Below are 18,875 nucleotides of genomic sequence, written 5' to 3'. Positions count from 1 at the left end.
CGGAGGCTGGGGGCGGAACTGCGCGAAGCGGAAGCCAACCTGCCGGCACCCCGGCGACGGCGGGGAACAATCACCCGCCGTCGCCGACCGACCCCGGCCACCTACCGCCTCTCGCGCAGTTCCCCGCGCCCCTGAAAGAAACCACCCCAGCGCACCTGAAAATCACCCCCGAGGGGCGCACCACAGGGGCGCTGGGGGTACCCCCGGCCGGAGGCTGGGGGCGGAACTGCGCGAAGCGGAAGCCAACCTGCCGGCACCCCGGCAACGGCGGGGAACAACCACCCGCCGTCGCCGACCGACCCGGTCACCTACCGCTCTCGCGCAGTTCCCCGCGCCCCTGAAAACCGCCCCGGCGCCCCTGACAGACCACCCCAGCACACCTGAAGTCACCGCCCCTGGGGGTTGGGGTCAGGCGGTGGTCCACTCCTGCTGGAGGGCGAGGTCCGCCTTGATCTCGGCGAGTTGGGCGGCCACCGCGCTCGGGGCGGTGCCGCCGCGGCCGTTGCGGGAGGCGATGGCGCCGTGGACGCTGAGTACGGACCGCACCTCGGGCGTCAGGTGCCCGGAGATCTCGGCGAACTGCTGGTCCGTCAGGTCGGCCAGCTCGATGCCCTGGGCCTCGCAGACCTTGACGCAGGCGCCCGCCACCTCGTGCGCGACCCGGAACGGGACGCCCTGCTTGACCAGCCACTCCGCGATGTCGGTGGCCAGCGAGAACCCGGCCGGGGCCAGCTCCTCGAGCCGGTCGCGGTGGACCGTGAGGGTGGCCATCATGCCGGTGAAGGCCGGCAGCAGGACCTCCAGGGTGTCGCAGGAGTCGAAGACCGGCTCCTTGTCCTCCTGGAGGTCGCGGTTGTACGCGAGCGGCAGCGCCTTGAGGGTGGCCAGCAGGCCGGTGAGGTTGCCGATCAGGCGGCCGGACTTGCCCCGGGCCAGCTCGGCGATGTCGGGGTTCTTCTTCTGCGGCATAATCGACGAGCCGGTGGAGAAGGCGTCGTGCAGCGTGATGAAGCCGAACTCCTTGGTGTTCCAGATGATCACCTCTTCCGCGATCCGGGAGAGGTTGATCCCGATCATCGCGGTGACGAAGGCGAACTCGGCGACGAAGTCCCGGGAGGCGGTGCCGTCGATCGAGTTGCCGACCGAGCCGCGCTCGAAGCCCAGCTCGGCGGCGACCGCCTCCGGGTCGAGGCCGAGCGAGGAGCCGGCCAGTGCACCGGAGCCGTACGGGGAGACGGCGGTGCGGGTGTCCCACTGGCGCAGCCGCTCGGCGTCCCGGCCGAGGGCCTGCACGTGCGCGAGGACGTGGTGGGCGAACAGCACGGGCTGTGCGTGCTGGAGGTGGGTGCGGCCCGGCATCGCGGTGTCGGGGTGGGCCTCGGCGAGGCCGACCAGGGCGTGCTGGAGGTCGAGCACCAGAGCGCCGATGATCTTCGCGTGGTCGCGCAGGTACATCCGGAACAGGGTGGCGATCTGGTCGTTGCGCGAGCGTCCGGCCCGGAGCTTGCCGCCGAGGTCGGGGCCGAGCCGCTCCAGCAGGCCGCGTTCCAGCGCGGTGTGCACGTCCTCGTCGGCGACGGTGCCGGTGAAGGTGCCCGCCTCGACGTCGGCGAGCAGCCGGTCGAGGCCGTCGAGCATGCCGCTCAGCTCCTCGTCACCGAGCAGGCCCGCCTTGTGCAGCACCTTGGCGTGCGCCTTGGAACCGGCGATGTCGTAGGGCGCGAGGCGCCAGTCGAAGTGCACAGAGGCGGAGAGCCTGGCCAGGGCCTCGGAGGGGCCGTCGGCGAATCGCGCGCCCCAGAGGCGGACGTCAGCGGGCTGGTCGGCGGGCATCGCTCGGGCTCCTTCAGCTGTGCGGCGGTAGGGGTGGTCCCGGCTGCCGGGGGTGACAGCCGGGACCGGGGAGGGGTGGCTCAGGCCAGGTCGCGCCGGGCCGCGATCTTCGAGGAGAGGCCGAAGATCTCGATGAAGCCCTTGGACATCGACTGGTCGAAGGTGTCGCCGGTGTCGTAGGTGGCGAGGTTGAAGTCGTACAGCGACTGGTCGGACTTGCGGCCGTTGACCACGGCCCGGCCGCCGTGCAGGACCAGCCGGATGTCGCCGGAGACGGACTGGTTGGCCTCGTTGACGAAACCGTCCAGGGCCCGCTTGAGCGGGGAGAACCACAGGCCGTCGTAGACCAGCTCGGCCCAGCGCTGCTCGACCTGCCGCTTGTAGCGGGCCAGCTCGCGCTCGACGGTGACGTTCTCCAGCGCCTGGTGGGCGGTGATCAGGGTGATCGCGCCGGGGGCCTCGTAGATCTCCCGGGACTTGATGCCGACGAGGCGGTCCTCGACCATGTCGAGCCGGCCGATGCCCTGGGCGCCCGCGCGCTTGTTGAGCTCCTCGATGGCCTGCAGCACGGTGACCTTGCGGCCGTCGATGGCGACCGGGACGCCGGCCTCGAAGGTGATGACCACCTCGTCGGCCTCGCGCGGGGTGGCCGGGTTCTGGGTGTACTCGTAGACGTCCTCGATCGGGGCGTTCCAGATGTCCTCCAGGAAGCCGGTCTCCACGGCCCGCCCGAAGACGTTCTGGTCGATCGAGTACGGCGACTTCTTGGTGGTGGCGATCGGCAGGCCCTTGGCCTCGGCGAAGGCGATCGCCTTGTCCCGGGTCATCGCGTAGTCGCGGACCGGGGCGATGCACTTGAGGCCCGGGGCCAGCGAGTTGATGCCGACCTCGAAGCGGACCTGGTCGTTGCCCTTGCCGGTGCAGCCGTGGGCGACGGTGGTGGCGCCGTGCTTCTGGGCGGCGGCGACCAGGTGCTTGACGATGGTCGGCCGCGACAGCGCGGAGACCAGCGGGTACTGGCCCTGGTAGAGGGCGTTGGCCTTGAGCGCCGGCAGGCAGTACTCGTCGGCGAACTCCTCGCGGGCGTCGGCGACCTCGGCCTCGACGGCGCCGCAGTCCAGCGCGCGCTGGCGGATCTTCTCCAGGTCCTCGCCGCCCTGGCCGACGTCGACGGCGACGGCGATGACCTCGGCGCCGGTCTCCTCGGCGATCCAGCCGATGCAGACGGACGTGTCCAGACCGCCCGAGTAGGCGAGTACGACGCGCTCGGTCACGGCTTTCTCCTTCACAAAGGGGTGCGTACAGGGCAGGGGACCGTGCTGTACGGTTCCCATGCGGCGTTAGGCATAAGTATGCATCACTGCGTATGAAACGCCAAACCCCGTTTCCGGGGCGCACAGCACGGGCGGGGATTCCTCCGGGAACCGGCCGTCGGCCGGGCCCGGAGCGGTCTACTGGACCTTGGCCTGGGCCAGCTGCATCAGGTGGTCGGCCAGCGCCTGGCCGCCGGCCGGGTCGCGGCTGATCAGCAGCACGGTGTCGTCGCCGGCGATGGTGCCGATCACCTCGTACACCTCCGCCGCGTCGATCGCCGAGGCGAGGAACTGCGCGGCCCCGGGCGGGGTGCGCAGCACCACCAGGTTGCCGGAGGCGGTGGCGGAGACCATCAGCTCGCCCGCCAGCCGGGCCATCCGGCCCTCGCTGGCGGACTCGCCCATCGGCGCGCGCGGCGTACGGTCGCCGCCCTCGGCCGGGACGGCGTAGATGAGTGCGCCGTCCCGGTTGCGGATCTTCACCGCGCCCAGCTCGTCCAGGTCCCGGGAGAGGGTGGCCTGGGTGACCACCAGTCCGTCGTCGGCCAGCAGTTTGGCGAGCTGGCTCTGCGAGCGGACCGGCTGACGTGTCAGCAGGTCCACGATCCGCCGGTGGCGCGCGGTGCGGGTCTGCGGGACCTGCGACGTCGGCCCGGCGGCGGACTGGTCGAAGTTGGGTGCGGTCATACGATGATTCTCCTGGACTGGGCTCAGCTGTTCGCGTCGGGGGCGGACTCCCGCACCGACCGGAGGATCTCCGGCAGTGCGGCCAGGAAGCTGTCCGCCTCCTGCTCGGTGAGCACCAGCGGCGGCACCAGCCGGACGGCGTCCGGCACGGCCGCGTTCACCAGGAACCCGGCCTGCTGCGCGGCGGCCTGCACCTGGGCCGAGACCGGCGCGGTCAGCACGATGCCGAGCAGCAGCCCGCTGCCGCGCACGTGGGCCACCAGCGGGTCGCCGATCGCCTCCACGCCCTGCCGGATCCGCTCGCCGACCTTGGCGACGTGCTCCAGCAGGCCCTGGGACTCGATGGTGTCCAGCACCGCCAGGCCCGCCGCCGCGACCACCGGGTTTCCGCCGAAGGTGGTGCCGTGGTGGCCCGGGTGGAGCAGTTCGGCGGCCGGGCCGAAGGCGATGGCGGCGCCGATCGGCAGGCCGCCGCCGAGCCCCTTGGCCAGGGTGATGATGTCCGGGTCGGCGCCCTCGACGGCCTGGTGGGCGAACCAGTGGCCGGTGCGGCCGATGCCGGTCTGGATCTCGTCCAGGACCAGCAGGGTGCCGGTGGCACGGGTGATCTCGCGGGCGGCCCGCAGGTAGCCGTCGGGCAGCGGGACCGCGCCGTTCTCGCCCTGGATCGGCTCCAGGAAGACGGCGGCGGTGCCGGTGGTGACGGCCGCCCGCAGCGCCTCGACGTCGCCGAACGGCACATGGGTGACGTCGCCGGGCAGCGGGCGGAACGGGTCCTGCTTGGCGGGCTGCGCGGTGAGCGCCAGCGCGCCCATGGTGCGGCCGTGGAAGGCGCCCTGCACCGAGACCAGGTGGGTCCGGCCGGTCAGCCGGCTGATCTTGAAGGCGGCCTCGTTGGCCTCCGCGCCGGAGTTGCAGAAGAACACCCGGCCGTCGCGGCCGGACAGCTGGAGCAGCCGCTCGGCGAGCCGGACGGTCGGCTCCGCGATGAACAGGTTGGAGACGTGCCCGAGGGTGGAGATCTGGCCGGTGACCGCCTCGACCACGGCCGGGTGGGCGGTGCCGAGCGCGTTGACCGCGATCCCGCCGACCAGGTCCAGGTACTCCTTGCCGTCGGCGTCCCAGAACCGGGAGCCGGCGCCGCGGACCAGCGGGATCCGCGGGGTGCCGTAGTTGTCCATCAGCGCGTGCTGCCACCGCTCGGTGATGCCGCTGTTGCCGCCGGTCATGCCAGTCCCCCCAGTACGGGCGCCTCGTCGTCGGGGACGACCATGGTGCCGATGCCTTCGTCGGTGAAGATCTCCAGGAGCAGGCTGTGCTGCACCCGTCCGTCCAGGACGCGGGCGGTGCCGACGCCGGAGCGCACGGCCCGCAGGCAGCCCTCCATCTTGGGGAGCATGCCGGTCGCCAGGGTCGGCAGCATCTCCTCCAGTTCGGTGCCGGTGAGCCTGCTGATCACGTCGTCGGAGCCCGGCCAGTCGCGGTAGAGGCCCTCGACGTCGGTCAGGATGACCAGCATCTCGGCGCCGAGCGCGACGGCCAGTGCCGCGGCCGCGGTGTCGGCGTTGATGTTGTAGACGTGGCCGTCGGCGCCGCGCGCGATCGAGGAGATCACCGGGATCCGGCCGTCGCCGATCAGGGCCTTCACCGCGCCCGCCTCGATGTTGACGATGTCGCCGACCAGGCCGATGTCGACCTGTTCGCCCTCCACCACCGCGTACCGCTTGACCGCGGTCATGGTGTGGGCGTCCTCGCCGGTCATGCCGACCGCGAACGGTCCGTGCTCGTTGAGCAGCCCGACCAGCTCGCGCTGGACCTGGCCCGCCAGCACCATCCGCACCACGTCCATGGTCTCCGGGGTGGTGACCCGAAGCCCGGCGGTGAAGGACGACTCCAGGCCGAGCTTCTCCAACTGGGCGTTGATCTGCGGGCCGCCGCCGTGGACCACGACCGGGTGCAGTCCGGCGTAGCGCAGGAAGACCACGTCCTGGGCGAACGCCGCCTTGAGTTCGTCGTCGACCATGGCGTTGCCGCCGAACTTGATCACGATGGTCTTGCCGTGGAAGCGCTCCAGCCAGGGCAGCGCCTCGATCAACGTGCGCGCCTTGGGCAACGCGGTGTTGTTGCGGGCCTGTTCGCCCTTGGGTGCGATCTGCACGATGTCCCCCGGATCAGGTCGAGTAGGCGCTGTTCTCATGGACGTAGTCTGCGGTCAGGTCGTTGGTCCAGACAGTGACCGCGAATTGACCGGCCTTCAGATCGGCGGTGATGACCACCTCGCGGCCCTTCATCGACACCAGCGAGCGGTCCTCGCCGACGCTGCCGTCGCGGCAGACCCAGACGCCGTTGATGGCGACGTCCAGCCGGTCCGGGTCGAAGGCGGCCCGGGTGGTGCCGATCGCGGCCAGTACCCGGCCCCAGTTGGGGTCCTCGCCGTGGATGGCGCACTTGAGCAGGTTGTTGCGGGCCACCGTGCGGGCGACCTCGACGGCCTCCTCCTCGGTGGCCGCGTTGACGACGTCGATCCGGATGTCCTTGCTCGCGCCCTCGGCGTCGCCGATCAGCATCCGGGCCAGCTCGCCGCAGACCGTCTGCACGGCCTCGGTGAACTCGTCCCGGTCCGGCACCACTTCACTGGCGCCGGAGGCGAGCAGCAGCACGGTGTCGTTGGTCGACATGCAGCCGTCGGAGTCGATCCGGTCGAAGGTGGTGCGGGTGGCGGCGCGCAGCACCGCGTCCAGCTCGGGCGCCTCGACGGCGGCGTCCGTGGTGATCACCACCAGCATGGTGGCGAGGCCCGGGGCGAGCATGCCCGCGCCCTTGGCCATGCCGCCGACGGTCCAGCCGGCCGGGCTGGCGACCTGGGCGGTCTTGTGGACGGTGTCGGTGGTCTTGATGGCGATGGCGGCGGCCTCGCCGCCGTCGGCGGAGAGCGCGGCGACGGCCTGCTCGACGCCGGGCAGCAGCAGGTCCATCGGCAGCCGCTCACCGATCAGGCCGGTGGAGCAGACCGCGACCTCGCCGGCGCCGGTGGCGAGCTGTTCGGCCACCTTCTCGGCGGTGGCGTGGGTGTCCTGGAAGCCCAGCGGCCCGGTACAGGCGTTGGCGCCACCGGAGTTGAGGACGACGGCGGCGAGCCGGCCGGCCTTCAGCACCTGCTCGGACCAGAGCACCGGAGCGGCCTTGACCCGGTTGGAGGTGAAGACGCCGGCGGCGGCGAAGGCCGGGCCGTCGTTGACCACCAGGGCCAGGTCGGGCGTGCCGGAGGCCTTGATGCCGGCGGTCACGCCGGCGGCCCGGAAGCCCTTCGCGGCGGTGACGCCCGCGCTCTGATGGTCGGTCACGGTGCGACTCCGTTCAGCGGAAGACCCAGCTCCTCGGGGAGCCCGAGGGCGATGTTCATGCTCTGCACCGCGCCGCCGGCGGTGCCCTTGACCAGGTTGTCGATGGCGCTGATCGCGATCACCCGGCCGGCGTGCTCGTCCAGGGCGACCTGGACCAGCGCGGCGTTGGAGCCGTAGACCGAGCTGGTCTGCGGCCACTGCCCCTCGGGCAGCAGGTGGACGAACGGCTCACCGGCGAAGGCCTCGGTGTAGGCGGCGCGCAGCGAGGCGGCGGTGGTGCCGGGCTTCGCCTTGGCGCTGCAGGTGGCCAGGATGCCGCGCGGCATCGGGGCGAGGGTGGGGGTGAAGGAGATGGTGATCTCCTCGCCCGCCACCGGGCCGAGGTTCTGCGCCATCTCGGGGGTGTGCCGGTGGCCGCCGCCGACGCCGTACGGGCTCATCGAGCCCATCACCTCGCTGCCGAGCAGGTGCGCCTTGACCGCCTTGCCGGCGCCGGAGGTGCCGGAGGCGGCCACCACCACGGCCTCGGGCTCGACCAGCCGGGCCGCGTAGGCGGGGAACAGGGCGAGGGAGACGGCCGTCGGGTAGCAGCCGGGGACGGCGATCCGCCTGGTGCCCTTGAGCGCGGCGCGGTGGCCGGGCAGCTCCGGCAGGCCGTACGGCCAGGTGCCGGCGTGCGGCGAGCCGTAGAACTTCTCCCAGGTGGCGGCGGACTTCAGCCGGAAGTCGGCGCCGCAGTCGACCACCAGGACGTCCTCGCCGAGCGCCTCGGCGACGGCGGCGGACTGGCCGTGCGGCAGCCCGAGGAAGACGATGTCGTGGCCGGCCAGCACCTCGGTGGTGGTGGGCTCCAGGACGCGGTCGGCCAGCGGGAGCAGGTGCGGCTGGAGCGTGCCGAAGCGCGCCCCCGCATTGGAGCCCCCGGTCAGCGCGCCGATCTCGATCTCGGGGTGGCCGAGCAGCAGGCGCAGTACCTCGCCCCCCGCGTACCCGCTGGCGCCGGCGACGGCGACTCGCAAAGCCATGGCGTTCCTCTCTCGAACTTGGCATGAATATACGCAGCTCGGAACATTCATGCAAGAAGCCCCTTGTAAGGGTACCCTAACTTGAGAGTGGGGTGCCCGGTGACCGGCGGGTCCGGTGCGGCTCAGCCTCGGGTGCGCAGGTGGCCCGGCTGCTGCGCGGCCGCGTCCGCACGGTGAACGCGGCCCGGCCACCGGGCGCCGTCTGGCGCCGTCGGGCTACCGCGCCGCCAGCCGCTCCGCCAGGCCGAGCAGCTCGGGCAGCCGCAGCACCCGCCCGCCGCCGCCCGGCAACGGCACGTGGAGCGTCCCGGTCCAGCGGGCGGGCACGGCCGCCAGGCCGTACACCGCCCCGGCCAGGCCACCGGTGACGGCGGCGACGGTGTCGGTGTCCCCGCCGAGGTCGACCGCCGCGCGCAGCGCGTCCTCGAAGGAGGCGGTGGTGCGCAGCGCCCACACCGCGGAGCCCAGGCAGGGCCAGACCGCGCCGTTGAACTCGGTCGCCCGGTCGGGGTGCCAGTCGGGGGCGAGCACGGCGGCGTACCGCTCCCGGTGGTCGGGGTGGACGTCGGCCAGCACGGACGGCAGCGCGGCGAGCGGGTCGTCGCCGGTCAGCGCGGTGCGGACCAGCTCGTGGAAGACGGCGGTGCCCTCCCAGGCGGCCCGGTCGCCGTGGGTGAGGGCGGCGATCCTACGGGCGGCGTCCATGGTCGCCGCCCGGCCGGCCGGGGCGAAGTACACGGCGGAGGTGGTGGCGCGCATCAGCGAACCGTTGCCGGCCGCCCGCGCGGTGCTCCGGAAGTGCACGGCGGCGGCGAGGTCCCAGGGCAGGTCGCCGGTGAGCACCTGCTCGGTCTGGATGCCGATGTCCTTGGGGTCGGCGGCGGCCCACCGCCGCAGCCGGGCGAAGACGTCCGGGAGGTCGAGCCCGCCGTTTTCCAGCAGCGACTCGGCCAGGTGCACGGCCTGCTGGGTGTCGTCGGTGGCCTCGCCCGGGTCCCAGCCACCGCCGCCGCACATCTCGCCACCGCCCGGCGCCCGGCCGCCGGAGTCCGGGAAGCGGGCCGGGTCCGGGAAGCGGGCCGAGAACATGCCGGGCGGGCCGAACTCGAAGGGCGCGCCGAGCGCATCACCTACCGCCGAGCCGATCACCGCGCCGGCCGCCCGGCCGGCCCTCCGCTGTGGCACCGGGTCAGCTCCTGACCGCTCGCAGGACGACGAACTTCGGGTTGCTGGCGACCAGTTCGCAGTTGCCGAAGAGCCGGCGCAGCTTGACGTGGTAGCCGAGGTGGCGGTTGCCGACCACCAGCAGTTCGCCGCCGGGGCGCAGTGCGTCGCGGGCGCCGGTGAACATCCGGCGGGCGGTGGCGTCGGTGGTGGCCTGGTGGCTGTGGAACGGCGGGTTGTTGAGCACCAGGTCGACCGATCCGGCGGGGACGCCCGACAGGCCGTCACCGACCTGGAAGTCAGCCTGCGTGCCCGCCGGGGTGTTGGCCCGGAAGGTGGCCTCGGCGGAGGCCACCGCCTGGTACGACTCGTCGGTGAAGAGCAGTTCGGCCGCCGGGTTGGCCAGCGCGACCGCCGTCCCCACCACGCCGTTGCCGCAGCCGAGGTCCACCACCCGCTCGGGCCCGGTGTGCCGCGGCAGGTGCTGGAGGAAGAAGCGGGTGCCGATGTCGAGGCGCTCGGCGCAGAAGGTGCCGGCGTGGTTGGTGACCGTCCGTCCGGACAGCGGGCCGATCCCGTCGGGCAGCGGGTAGCTGTGCGGCCACGGGTTGGCGGCCGGGGCGACGGCCGGGTCGGGGGTGCAGAAGATCAGCCGGGCCTTGCGGGCCGCCAGCGAGGTGCGGGTGGGGCCGAGGATGCGCTCGAAGAGGGTGAGCGTCGAGGTGTGGATCTCGGTGACCATGCCGGTGCCGACCACCACCGTGCCCGGGTGGACGGCGGGCGCCAGCCGGTGCAGCTGGTCCTCCAGCAGGGCGAGGCTCTTGGGGACCCGCACCAGCAGCACGTCGATCCGCTCCGGCACCGGGTCGCGGGTGGTGAGCAGCCGTACGGCGTCCGGCGCGGCCCCGGCCCGCCGCAGGTTGGCCTGGGTGGCCCGGCGGCCGAGGTAGGAGTCGCCGATCTGCACCGGCCGGTGCGCTGCCAGCGCGGTGGCCAGCGCGCCCCAGCGGTCGCCCAGCACGGCCACGGTTCCCGACAGGTCGGTGGCGGGGGCGTCGTCGATGCCGTCGAGGTGCCGCAGCAGGTACTCGTCGGCGGCGTCCCAGGCGCGGAGCGGGTCGCGGGGGTCCTCGGGGAAGCGGGTCAGGTCGAGCTCGCCCCAGGGCGTCGTGAAACGGTTCATCGTGCCTCCAGGCTAGCCGAGCCCGCTGGCACCCCCGGTCGCCTCGGGGCGGGCCCCCGGGCGGTGGAGCGGCCCGGTCCGCCCGGCGGGACGCCGGTGGTCCCCACCGCGGCGGGCCCGGACGGGGCGTCAGCCCCGGGCCGGGGCTGGGCCTCCCGGCCGGGGAGTGCGTTCGCTAGTTTGTTCGCCGACACCCCGCCGCCCCGGCGCCCGGCCCACCCCGGTGCCCGAGGCTCGACGCAGACCGACGGAGACCCCCGCCCGCATGAACGCCACGCACGCCGCCGACGATCCGCAGAGCCCCGAGGTACGGCCCGACCCGGTCTGCTTCCGGCACCCGCAGCGGGAGTCGCACATCCGCTGCACCCGCTGCGAGCGCTACATCTGCCCGGACTGCATGCGCGACGCCGCGGTCGGCTACCAGTGCCCGGAGTGCGTGAAGGCCGGGAACCAGGACATGCGGCCGGTGCGGACCCAGTTCGGCGGGCGGGTCAGCAGCGTCCCCTTCGTCACGTACGCGCTGATCGCGCTGAACGTGCTGGCGTACCTGGCCGAGCTGGCCAGGAAAACGGTGATCGACGACTTCTGCATGCGCGGGCTGGCGGTGGTCGGGCCGGACGGCGGGTACTACCGGTTCAGCGGGTACGTCCTGCCGCCGGACTTCCACCCGGTCGGGGTGGCGCACGGCGAGTGGTACCGGCTGATCAGCTCGGCGTTCCTGCACCAGCAGCCCACCGAGGGCCGGTTCGGGATCGCGCACATCCTGATGAACATGTTCTCGCTGTGGGTGGTGGGCCGGGTGGTCGAGGAGCGGCTCGGCGCGCTGCGCTACCTCGCGGTGTACCTGCTCTCCGCGCTCGGCGGCTCGGCCCTGGTCTACCTGCTCGAGCCGACCGGCGCGGCCATCGGCGCCTCCGGGGCGATCTTCGGCCTGACCGCCGCGTACTTCGTGCTCAGCCGGCGCCTGCACCACGACCCGCTGGGCGGGAACCGGCAGCTGGTCAGCATGGTGATCTGGCTGGTCGTCTCGGCCGGCATCACCTCCTGGCAGGGCCACCTGGGCGGGCTGCTGACCGGCCTGGCGACCGGCGCGGTGATCGCCTTCGCGCCCGCGAAGCAGCGCGGCGCGGTGCAGGCCGCCGGTCTGGCGGCGGTGCTGATGGTGCTGGTGATGCTGGTGGTGCTGAAGACCGTCGACCTCACCGACGCCAACCCCTGGCTCGCGGGATGACCTCCGCCGGGCGGGACCCCGGCCGGCCGGGCGCCGCCCCGGCTCTGACGGTCACCGCGTACCCCTACGAGCTGGACCTCGCCGGCAGCGCCGACGGGCTGGCGGCGCTCGCCGGCCTGGTGGCAGCCGGGGGCGGGCGGCTGCCCTGTGCGGGGCTGGACGCCGTCGAGGTCCGGAGCTCGTCACGGCCCGGGGTCTCACTGGCCCTGGACGGGCTGCACCGGATCCTGGTGATCACCGGCGACCGGGCCGGTCTGGCCTGGCTCGCCGAGAACCTCGCGGACATCGCGGACATGACGGACGGCGGCCACTGGCACCTCGATCCGTACGAGGGGCACGCGTACCTGCGGGCCGGTTCGCTGCCCGCGGTGGTCAACAGCCCGTACGGGCCGATGCCCGCCCGGCCCGCCTGCCACCCGCCGGACGGCCCGCCGGAGCGCTGACCGGCGCAGCCGGCGGCAGCCGGCCGGTCGGGTAGCGTCGGGCCATGGACCTGGACACCCGGCCAACCCTGACCGGCGCCGCCGTCACGCTGCGGCCCGCCACCGCCGACGACGTCCCGGCGCTCGCCGCCATCCGGGCCACGCCCGAGGTGTACGCCCGCTGGCGCGGCCGGGAGGACCTGGCCGCCGAGGTCGCCGAGGACCTGGCCGACGACTCCACCCCCACCCTGGCCGTCGAGTACCGCGGGCGGGTGGTCGGCGCCGTCCAGTGGCACGCCGAGGAGGAGCCCGACTACCGGCACGCGGGCATCGACATCTACCTCGACCCCGCGGTGCACGGCCGCGGCCTCGGCACGGACGCCGTCCGCACCCTCGCCCGCTACCTGACCCGCGAGCTGGGCCACCACCGGCTGGTGATCGACCCGGCCGCCGACAACGCCGCCGCCATCGCCTGCTACCGCAAGGCGGGCTTCCGGCCGGTCGGCGTGATGCGCCGCTACGAGCGCGGCGCGGACGGCAGCTGGCACGACGGCCTGCTGATGGACCTGCTCGCCGACGAACTGGGTTGACCCGGCGCGGCTGCGCGCGGACGGGTTCCCCGCGGCCGTCACACTCCCTGCTCCCGCTCCGTCATGAAGGTGAACGGCCACCGCGGCCGGTCCGAGCGCGACGTGACGAGGAGAGCAGCAGCCGTGCAGGCACGCATCCGGTACCCCGCCCCGGTCATCCCGGAGGCGATGGGCCGTCCTGGCCGTCCTGGCCGTCCTGGCCGTCCTGAAGACCGAGGCCGCCACCCGGCTCGCCGGCCGTACCGGGCCGGTACCGGCGTGACCGATCCGTTCGACCGCCCCGACGCGACCACCCGCCAGGTGGCTGGCTCCGGCCGGTGGACCGGCCGGTCCGGGCCGTCCATCCACGTTCCCACGGGAAGGCACCTCCGATGAGACTCACGATCTTCGCGGCTTCCGGCGGTATCGGCCGGCTGCTGCTCCACCAGGCCACCGACGCCGGCCACGACGTCACCGCCGTCGTCCGCGACCCCGGTCGGCTGCCCGCGACCCCGGCCCGGGTGCTGACCGCCGACCTCGCCGACCCGGACCCCGCGACGCTGCGGGCCGCCGTCGAGGGCGCCGACGCGGTGCTCTCCGCACTCGGCCCGGTGTCGAAGGCCGAGGCCGGGGTCGCCTGGCGGGGCACCGACGCGATCGTCACCGCGATGCGCGAGACCGGCGCCCGCCGACTGGTCGCGGTGAGCGCGGCCCCGGTCGGCACCGTGCCCTCGCCCGGGCGCCCCCACCCGCCGCGGCACGACCCCGGCGACGGCCTCGTCCTGCGCACCCTGGCCTACCCGCTGCTCAAGGCGGTCCTGCGGGCGCACTACGCGGACCTGGCGCGGATGGAGGACGTGCTGCGCGACAGCGGCCTGGACTGGACCGCGGTCCGCCCGGTCTACCTCAGCGACAAGCCGGTGACCGGCACCTACCGGACGGCGCACGACCAGAACCTTCGCCACGGCACCAGCATCTCCCGGGCCGACGTCGCCCACTGCATGCTCGCCGTCCTCACCCGGCCCGCCACGGTCGGACGGACCGTCTCGGTGGCGTACTAGGCCGGGACCGGGCCGAGCGGGTGTCTGTTGCGTCGCCGGGGCACGCCGTACGGTGATTGCCGGAGCGAGGGGGCGAAGGTGGAGACACCGCAACGGATCATTCGGCGTAAGTGGATCTTCTGGCAGCTGCTGATCGGCCTGGTCGGCGTGAGCGGTCTGCTCCTCGTCTACACGATCGTCCAGCAGAACCTCGCGGCGTCGGACCCCGGTGCTGCGCCGGTCCAGATTCTCGACATCCAGAGCGCGACCGCGGCGGTGCTGGCGACCGGTGGCGGGCTGATCGCCCGGGCGCAGTACGCCACCGCGATCCGTCCGATGATCGGGTTCGACGGACGGGTGGTCCAGGTGGCACCGGACGCGGCCGAGTTGGTCTGGGGCTGCCAGATCCGCAACGGCGCGCAGGACGCGGCGACCGTCTGGGACATGAAGTACTCCGTACGGTTCCTCGGGCAGGATCCGCCCGCTGTCGAGTCCTGGCTCGAATTCGCCGCGCTGACGGAGGAGTTGAAGCGCGCCGGGCTGCGCCCGGACGTCGACTACATGATCAAGCTGTGGACGCGCGGGGCACCGCTGGCCGGGCAGGAACGGGCCATGATCGGCTGGTTCGGCCCGCACGCGATGAGCGTGATCGACGCGCTCTGCGTCCGCGTCCAGGTGGTCGACCGCGTCGGCGACCTGCACGAACGCTCGAACAACCTGCTCACCTCGGCCAGGCGCACACCCCGGCGGGCCACTCCGGACTGGTGACGGGGCCAGGACCTACCCGCCCCGGGCGCGGCTCACGGAACCGGGTGGCGAAGGTGCCGTCCTCCGGCAGCGCCGGGTGCAGGATCTTGACGGCGCCCATGCCCCCGCCGCCGGTCCGCCCGGTCAGCGCGTAATGCCCCCCATGTGCCAGAGGCCCGCCGCGGCTCCACGGTCTCCGACGTGCCGTCAGGCCGCATGCCCGGCACGGCCGGAGGACCCGGGACGGCACCGCCCACGCGCCCCCTCAGACCCGCCCGGTGCGGCCGGTACCTCCGGCGCTGTCGACCGCCTCGGCCAGCAGCTCGACCGCCCTGGCCAGCCGGCGCTCGGGCAGCACCCCGAAGCCGAGGGCGAGGGCCGGCGGGCCCGGGCTCAGCCGCATCGGACCGACCGGCTCGACCCGCAGGTCGCGTTCGAGCGCGGCGGCCACCACGGCCTCCTCCGCGGTGCCGGGCGGCAGTTCGAGGTACAGGTGGAGCCCGGCCGCGACGCCGCGCACCTCGGTCGCGGGCAGTGCGGACCGCAGCGCGTCCGCCAGGGCGTCCCGGCGCCGCCGGTAGACCGCGCGGACGGTGCGCAGGTGCCGGTCGTAGCCGCCGCCGGACAGCAGCTCGGCGAAGGTGAGTTGCTCGATCACGCCGGTGCCCAGGTCGGCGTAGCGCTTGGCGTGGTGGAAGTCGGCGGCCAGCGGTCCGGGCAGCACGGCCCAGCCGAGCCGCAGGGCGGGGGCGAGCGACTTGCTGAGCGATCCGAGGTGCACCACCGAGTCCGGCGCCAGCCCCTGGAGGCAGCCGACCGGTTCGCGGTCGTAGCGGAACTCGGCGTCGTAGTCGTCCTCCACCACCAGCGCGCCGGACTCCCGTGCCCAGGCGATGAGTTCGGCCCGGCGCGCGGGCGCCAGCACCACCCCGGTGGGGTACTGGTGCGCGGGCGTGACCAGCACCACCGTGGCGCCGGTGGCGGCGAGCGCCGCGACGTCCAGGCCGTCCCGGTCGACCGGGACGCCGACCGGCTCCACCCCGTGGGCCCGCAGCAGCGCCAGGGTGCCGGGCGAGCACGGGTCCTCGACCGCGTACCGCTGCGGCCCCCGGGCGGCCAGCACCCGCACCAGCAGGGACAGTCCCTGGGCCACTCCGGCGATCACCGTCACCTCGCCGGGCCCGGCCGCCGCCGCCCGTACCCGGCCCAGGTGGCCGGCGAGCTCGGCCCGCAGCTCGGGCAGCCCGGCCGGGTCGCCGTAGCCGAGCCGGCCGTGCTGGGCGGCCGTGAGCGCCCGGCGGGTGGCGGCCAGCCAGGCGGCCCGCGGGAAGGCCGCCAGGTCGGGCGTGCCCGGCTTTAGGTCGTGGCCGGGCGGCCGGTCGGGGTCCGCCGGCGGCTCTTGGGCGGGCGGCCGGGCGACCCCGGCCGCGACCCGGGTACCCGAGCCGCGCACGCCCACCAGGTAGCCCTCGGCGACCAGTTGGGCGTAGCACTCGACCACCACCCCGCGGGACAGTCCCAGCTGGGCGGCCAGGGCGCGGGTGGACGGCAGCCGGGCACCGGCCGCCAGCCGTCCGCCCTGGACGGCGCCGCGCAGCGCCCGGGTCAGCTGGCCGGTCAGGTCGCCGAGCGCATGGTCGACCGGGACGAACAGCTCCGTCACAGTGGTCCTCCCTAGGACGCGTCGAGTGGACCTGTCCGGCGGACCACTTCCGCTCCTAGCGTGACAGACATGCCGCCCACCGAGCCCGCCACCGCGTCCGTTCCCGCCACCGCGCCCGCCGGCGCCCCCGTACCCTCCGCCGTCCCGACGCCCGCCGCCGTCCCGGTCCCCGCCCGGCGGCGGACGCTCTCCCGGGCCGCCTCCGGCGGGCTGCACGCGGCCGCCGCGATGACCGTCCTGGGCTGCTCCACCGGCGCCACCGCCGCCCTGACCGACTACCCCCTGTACGGCGGGCAGGCCGCCCGCTACCTGCTGGCCGCCGCCCTGCTGCTGCCGCTGGTCCGGCGCGGCGGCCCGCTGCGGCCGCGCCCGAGCCGCAGCGAACTGCTGCGGCTGGTCCTGCTCGCCGCCACCGGCCTGTTCGCGTTCAACGTGCTGCTGATCCAGGCGCTGCGCCGGACCGACCCGGCGGCGGTCGGCTCGGTGGTGGGCTGCACCCCGCTGCTGCTCGCGGTGCTGGCACCGGTCCTGGCCCGCCGCCGGCCGCAGCTCCGGCTGCTGGCGGCCGCTGGGGTGGTGGTGGCCGGGGCCGCGGTCACCCAGGGCTTCGGGCCCGGGGACCTGCTGGGCTTCGGGTGCGCGCTGGGCACGCTGGCCTGCGAGGCGGCGTTCTCGCTGCTCGCCGTCGACCTGCTCCCCCGGCTGGGCCCGGTCCGGGTCTCCGCGTACACCACGGCGCTCGCGGTGCCGATGTTCGCGCTGGCCGGGCTGGTGCTGGACGGCGGGCGGCTGCTGCGGGTGCCGACCGCCGGCGAGGCGGCGGCGCTGCTGTACCTCGCGGTCATGCTGACCGTGGTCGCCTTCCTGCTCTGGTACACCGCGCTCGGCCGGCTGGGACCGGAGCGGGCCGGGCTGTTCGCCGGGCTGATCCCGGTGACGGCGGCCCTCTCCGGCGCCGCGCTGGGCACCGGCGGCCTGCACCCGGGCGAGCTGGCCGGGACCGTGCTGGTCGGCGTCGGCGTCGGCGCGGGCATCACGGCCGGCCGGCCCCGGTGGGCGGCCGCCGTCGGCGGCTGACCCGAGGTCCGGGGTGGGGAACTCCCCACCCCGGACAGGCCCGTTGGCCCGATGGGATCGCGCCCGGCTCCCGGCAAGACTGCTCCGCATGGGAATCATCCACCGCACCGCGGCCGTTGCCGCCGCCGCCATCGCCGTCCTCGCCACCACCGTCCCGGTCGCCGCCGCCGCACCCGCCGGTCCCGCGCCGCTGACCTGGGGTGCCTGCGACGGTGCGACCGCCCCCGAACAGCGCTGCGCCACGCTCGCCGTACCGCTCGACCACAGCCGCCCCGACGGCCCTCGGATCACCCTCGCGGTGTCCCGGATCGCCGCCGCCCGGCCCGAACTGCGGCGCGGCAGCCTGCTGTTGATCCCGGGCGGCCCCGGCGGAACGGGCCTGAACACACCGTCCGCCGTGCTCGGCAGGCTGCCGCAGGAGGTCCGCGACCGCTACGACCTGATCGGCTTCGACCCGCGCGGGGTCGGGCACAGCACCCCCGTCGACTGCGGTCTGGCGCACGAGGACCTGTCGATGGTCCGGCTGCGCCCGTGGCCCGCCGCCGACGGTTCGACCGCCGCCAACACGGCGACCGCCCGCCGGGTCGCCGAGACCTGCCTGGCGCACGGCGGCCCGGTCCTGCGCTCGCTGTCCACCGCCAACGAGGCCCGCGACCTCGACCTGCTCCGCCAGGCGCTCGGCGAGCGGCGGATCTCCGCCTGGGGCACCTCGTACGGCACCTACGTGGGGGCGGTGTACGCCACGATGTTCCCCGCGCACACCGACCGGATCGTGCTGGACAGCAACGACGACCCGGACCCGGCGAAGGTCGGCCGGGGCTGGCTGGCCGCGTTCGGGCCGGGCGCGGAGGACCGCTTCCCCGACTTCGCGGCCTGGGCGGCCGCGCCCGGCAACCCGGACCGGCTCGCCGACACCCCCGAGCAGGTCCGGCCGCTGTTCCTGGACCTGGCCGCCCGGCTGGACCGCGCACCGCTGCCCTGGCCGGGCGCCAACCCCCCGGTGCTGAACGGCAACGCGCTGCGCGAGACGATGGTGGAGAGCCTGTACGACGACGAGAAGTTCCCCGTGCTGGCCCGGCTGGTGCTGGCCGCGCAGGGCTCGCGTCCGCTGCCGGCCGTGCAGGCGCCGCCGGACGCCGCGCTGCAGAACACCGTCGCCGTCTCGGTCGGCACCCTGTGCAACGACGTGGCCTGGCCCCCGGCGGCCGCCGGCTACCCGCAGGCGGTGGCGCGGGAGCGGGCGGCCCGTCCGCTGACGGCCGGGATGCCGGTCAACGTGATGCCGTGCGCGTTCTGGCCGGCCCCGGCGGAGCCGCCGGTCCGGGTGACACCGCGGGGGCCGTCGAACGTCCTGCTGGTGCAGAACCTGCGCGACCCCGCCACCCCGTACCGGGGCGCGCTGAAGCTGCGGCAGGCCCTGGGTGATCGGGCCCGGATGGTGGCCGTCGACTCCGGTGGGCACGACGCCTACCTGGCCAACGGCAACGCCTGCGGCGACGCGCTGGTGACCCGGTTCCTGGTCACCGGTGGGCGGCCGGCCGCGGACGCGTTCTGCCCGGCCGAGCGGTAGCCCGCGC

General features: G+C 74.4%; 17 protein-coding genes. 7 read left to right on the top strand and 10 right to left on the bottom strand.

The features are described 5' to 3' along the window. Positions 1-408: 408 nt before the first annotated feature. From argH to AB0D08_RS25605, 9 genes are all read right to left on the bottom strand, one after another. Complete coding sequence (argH, locus tag AB0D08_RS25645; protein WP_033825930.1) at positions 409-1,833, bottom strand: argininosuccinate lyase; 1,425 nt, start codon at positions 1,831-1,833, stop codon at positions 409-411. An 80-nt stretch (positions 1,834-1,913) separates the two neighbouring features. After that, positions 1,914-3,107: an argininosuccinate synthase gene (locus AB0D08_RS25640; protein ID WP_033825931.1), complete on the bottom strand. Its 1,194-nt coding sequence runs from the start codon at positions 3,105-3,107 to the stop codon at positions 1,914-1,916. Between the two features lie 177 nt (positions 3,108-3,284). Continuing rightward, positions 3,285-3,833 carry an arginine repressor gene (locus AB0D08_RS25635; RefSeq protein WP_033825932.1) on the bottom strand — a complete coding sequence of 183 codons (549 nt, stop codon included), beginning with the start codon at positions 3,831-3,833 and terminating at the stop codon, positions 3,285-3,287. A 23-nt stretch (positions 3,834-3,856) separates the two neighbouring features. Next, positions 3,857-5,062, bottom strand: a complete 1,206-nt coding sequence (locus tag AB0D08_RS25630; RefSeq protein ID WP_359891903.1) for an acetylornithine transaminase — start codon at positions 5,060-5,062, stop codon at positions 3,857-3,859. Further along, positions 5,059-5,991 carry an acetylglutamate kinase gene (gene argB / locus AB0D08_RS25625; RefSeq protein WP_051814373.1) on the bottom strand — a complete coding sequence of 311 codons (933 nt, stop codon included), beginning with the start codon at positions 5,989-5,991 and terminating at the stop codon, positions 5,059-5,061. Before argB ends, AB0D08_RS25630 begins: the two co-directional genes overlap by 4 nt. A 13-nt stretch (positions 5,992-6,004) precedes the next feature. Then, positions 6,005-7,177: a bifunctional glutamate N-acetyltransferase/amino-acid acetyltransferase ArgJ gene (argJ, locus tag AB0D08_RS25620; RefSeq protein WP_033825934.1), complete on the bottom strand. Its 1,173-nt coding sequence runs from the start codon at positions 7,175-7,177 to the stop codon at positions 6,005-6,007. After that, positions 7,174-8,202, bottom strand: coding sequence for an N-acetyl-gamma-glutamyl-phosphate reductase (gene argC, locus AB0D08_RS25615; RefSeq protein ID WP_359891899.1), 1,029 nt, complete (start codon positions 8,200-8,202; stop codon positions 7,174-7,176). The genes argJ and argC overlap by 4 nt, the downstream gene beginning before the upstream one ends. Before the next feature lie 216 nt (positions 8,203-8,418). Next, positions 8,419-9,387, bottom strand: coding sequence for an ADP-ribosylglycohydrolase family protein (locus AB0D08_RS25610; protein ID WP_359891896.1), 969 nt, complete (start codon positions 9,385-9,387; stop codon positions 8,419-8,421). A gap of 4 nt (positions 9,388-9,391) precedes the next feature. Then, positions 9,392-10,549: a methyltransferase gene (locus tag AB0D08_RS25605; RefSeq protein ID WP_033825937.1), complete on the bottom strand. Its 1,158-nt coding sequence runs from the start codon at positions 10,547-10,549 to the stop codon at positions 9,392-9,394. 265 nt (positions 10,550-10,814) lie between these two features. Here AB0D08_RS25605 and AB0D08_RS25600 point away from each other — a divergent pair, with 265 nt between their 5' ends. The 5 genes from AB0D08_RS25600 to AB0D08_RS25580 all read left to right on the top strand — a co-directional run bounded on the left by AB0D08_RS25600 (position 10,815) and on the right by AB0D08_RS25580 (position 14,579). Beyond that, positions 10,815-11,780, top strand: a complete 966-nt coding sequence (locus AB0D08_RS25600) for a rhomboid family intramembrane serine protease (protein WP_033825938.1) — start codon at positions 10,815-10,817, stop codon at positions 11,778-11,780. Continuing rightward, positions 11,777-12,223: a hypothetical protein gene (locus AB0D08_RS25595; RefSeq protein WP_359891892.1), complete on the top strand. Its 447-nt coding sequence runs from the start codon at positions 11,777-11,779 to the stop codon at positions 12,221-12,223. Before AB0D08_RS25600 ends, AB0D08_RS25595 begins: the two co-directional genes overlap by 4 nt. Positions 12,224-12,267: 44 nt before the next feature. Continuing rightward, positions 12,268-12,792, top strand: a complete 525-nt coding sequence (locus AB0D08_RS25590; protein WP_033825939.1) for a GNAT family protein — start codon at positions 12,268-12,270, stop codon at positions 12,790-12,792. 371 nt (positions 12,793-13,163) lie between these two features. Further along, positions 13,164-13,832: an NAD(P)H-binding protein gene (locus AB0D08_RS25585; protein WP_033825940.1), complete on the top strand. Its 669-nt coding sequence runs from the start codon at positions 13,164-13,166 to the stop codon at positions 13,830-13,832. A 78-nt stretch (positions 13,833-13,910) separates the two neighbouring features. Further along, complete coding sequence (locus tag AB0D08_RS25580) at positions 13,911-14,579, top strand: hypothetical protein (RefSeq protein WP_033825941.1); 669 nt, start codon at positions 13,911-13,913, stop codon at positions 14,577-14,579. A gap of 244 nt (positions 14,580-14,823) precedes the next feature. Here the strand turns inward: AB0D08_RS25580 and AB0D08_RS25575 are convergent, their stop codons facing one another. Beyond that, positions 14,824-16,221 carry a PLP-dependent aminotransferase family protein gene (locus AB0D08_RS25575; protein ID WP_359891888.1) on the bottom strand — a complete coding sequence of 466 codons (1,398 nt, stop codon included), beginning with the start codon at positions 16,219-16,221 and terminating at the stop codon, positions 14,824-14,826. A 69-nt stretch (positions 16,222-16,290) separates the two neighbouring features. Here AB0D08_RS25575 and AB0D08_RS25570 point away from each other — a divergent pair, with 69 nt between their 5' ends. Beyond that, positions 16,291-17,298, top strand: coding sequence for an EamA family transporter (locus AB0D08_RS25570; protein WP_359891885.1), 1,008 nt, complete (start codon positions 16,291-16,293; stop codon positions 17,296-17,298). A gap of 88 nt (positions 17,299-17,386) precedes the next feature. Beyond that, entirely contained in the window at positions 17,387-18,868 is a 1,482-nt protein-coding gene (locus AB0D08_RS25565; RefSeq protein WP_033824136.1) for an alpha/beta hydrolase, read from the top strand. Positions 18,869-18,875: the final 7 nt, after the last annotated feature.

The organism is Kitasatospora sp. NPDC048540, from assembly GCF_040651175.1.
Classification (GTDB): domain Bacteria; phylum Actinomycetota; class Actinomycetes; order Streptomycetales; family Streptomycetaceae; genus Kitasatospora.
This window is presented reverse-complemented; position numbering and strand designations above follow the sequence as displayed.

Bases quoted from the DNA above. Each gene is read 5' to 3' on its own strand.
- argH (WP_033825930.1), bottom strand. From the start codon at position 1,833: ATGCCCGCCGACCAGCCCGCTGACGTCCGCCTCTGGGGCGCGCGATTC.
- AB0D08_RS25635 (WP_033825932.1), bottom strand. From the start codon at position 3,833: ATGACCGCACCCAACTTCGACCAGTCCGCCGCCGGGCCGACGTCGCAG.
- AB0D08_RS25630 (WP_359891903.1), bottom strand. From the start codon at position 5,062: ATGACCGGCGGCAACAGCGGCATCACCGAGCGGTGGCAGCACGCGCTG.
- argC (WP_359891899.1), bottom strand. From the start codon at position 8,202: ATGGCTTTGCGAGTCGCCGTCGCCGGCGCCAGCGGGTACGCGGGGGGC.
- AB0D08_RS25605 (WP_033825937.1), bottom strand. From the start codon at position 10,549: ATGAACCGTTTCACGACGCCCTGGGGCGAGCTCGACCTGACCCGCTTC.
- AB0D08_RS25600 (WP_033825938.1), top strand. From the start codon at position 10,815: ATGAACGCCACGCACGCCGCCGACGATCCGCAGAGCCCCGAGGTACGG.
- AB0D08_RS25595 (WP_359891892.1), top strand. From the start codon at position 11,777: ATGACCTCCGCCGGGCGGGACCCCGGCCGGCCGGGCGCCGCCCCGGCT.
- AB0D08_RS25590 (WP_033825939.1), top strand. From the start codon at position 12,268: ATGGACCTGGACACCCGGCCAACCCTGACCGGCGCCGCCGTCACGCTG.
- AB0D08_RS25585 (WP_033825940.1), top strand. From the start codon at position 13,164: ATGAGACTCACGATCTTCGCGGCTTCCGGCGGTATCGGCCGGCTGCTG.
- AB0D08_RS25570 (WP_359891885.1), top strand. From the start codon at position 16,291: ATGCCGCCCACCGAGCCCGCCACCGCGTCCGTTCCCGCCACCGCGCCC.
- AB0D08_RS25565 (WP_033824136.1), top strand. From the start codon at position 17,387: ATGGGAATCATCCACCGCACCGCGGCCGTTGCCGCCGCCGCCATCGCC.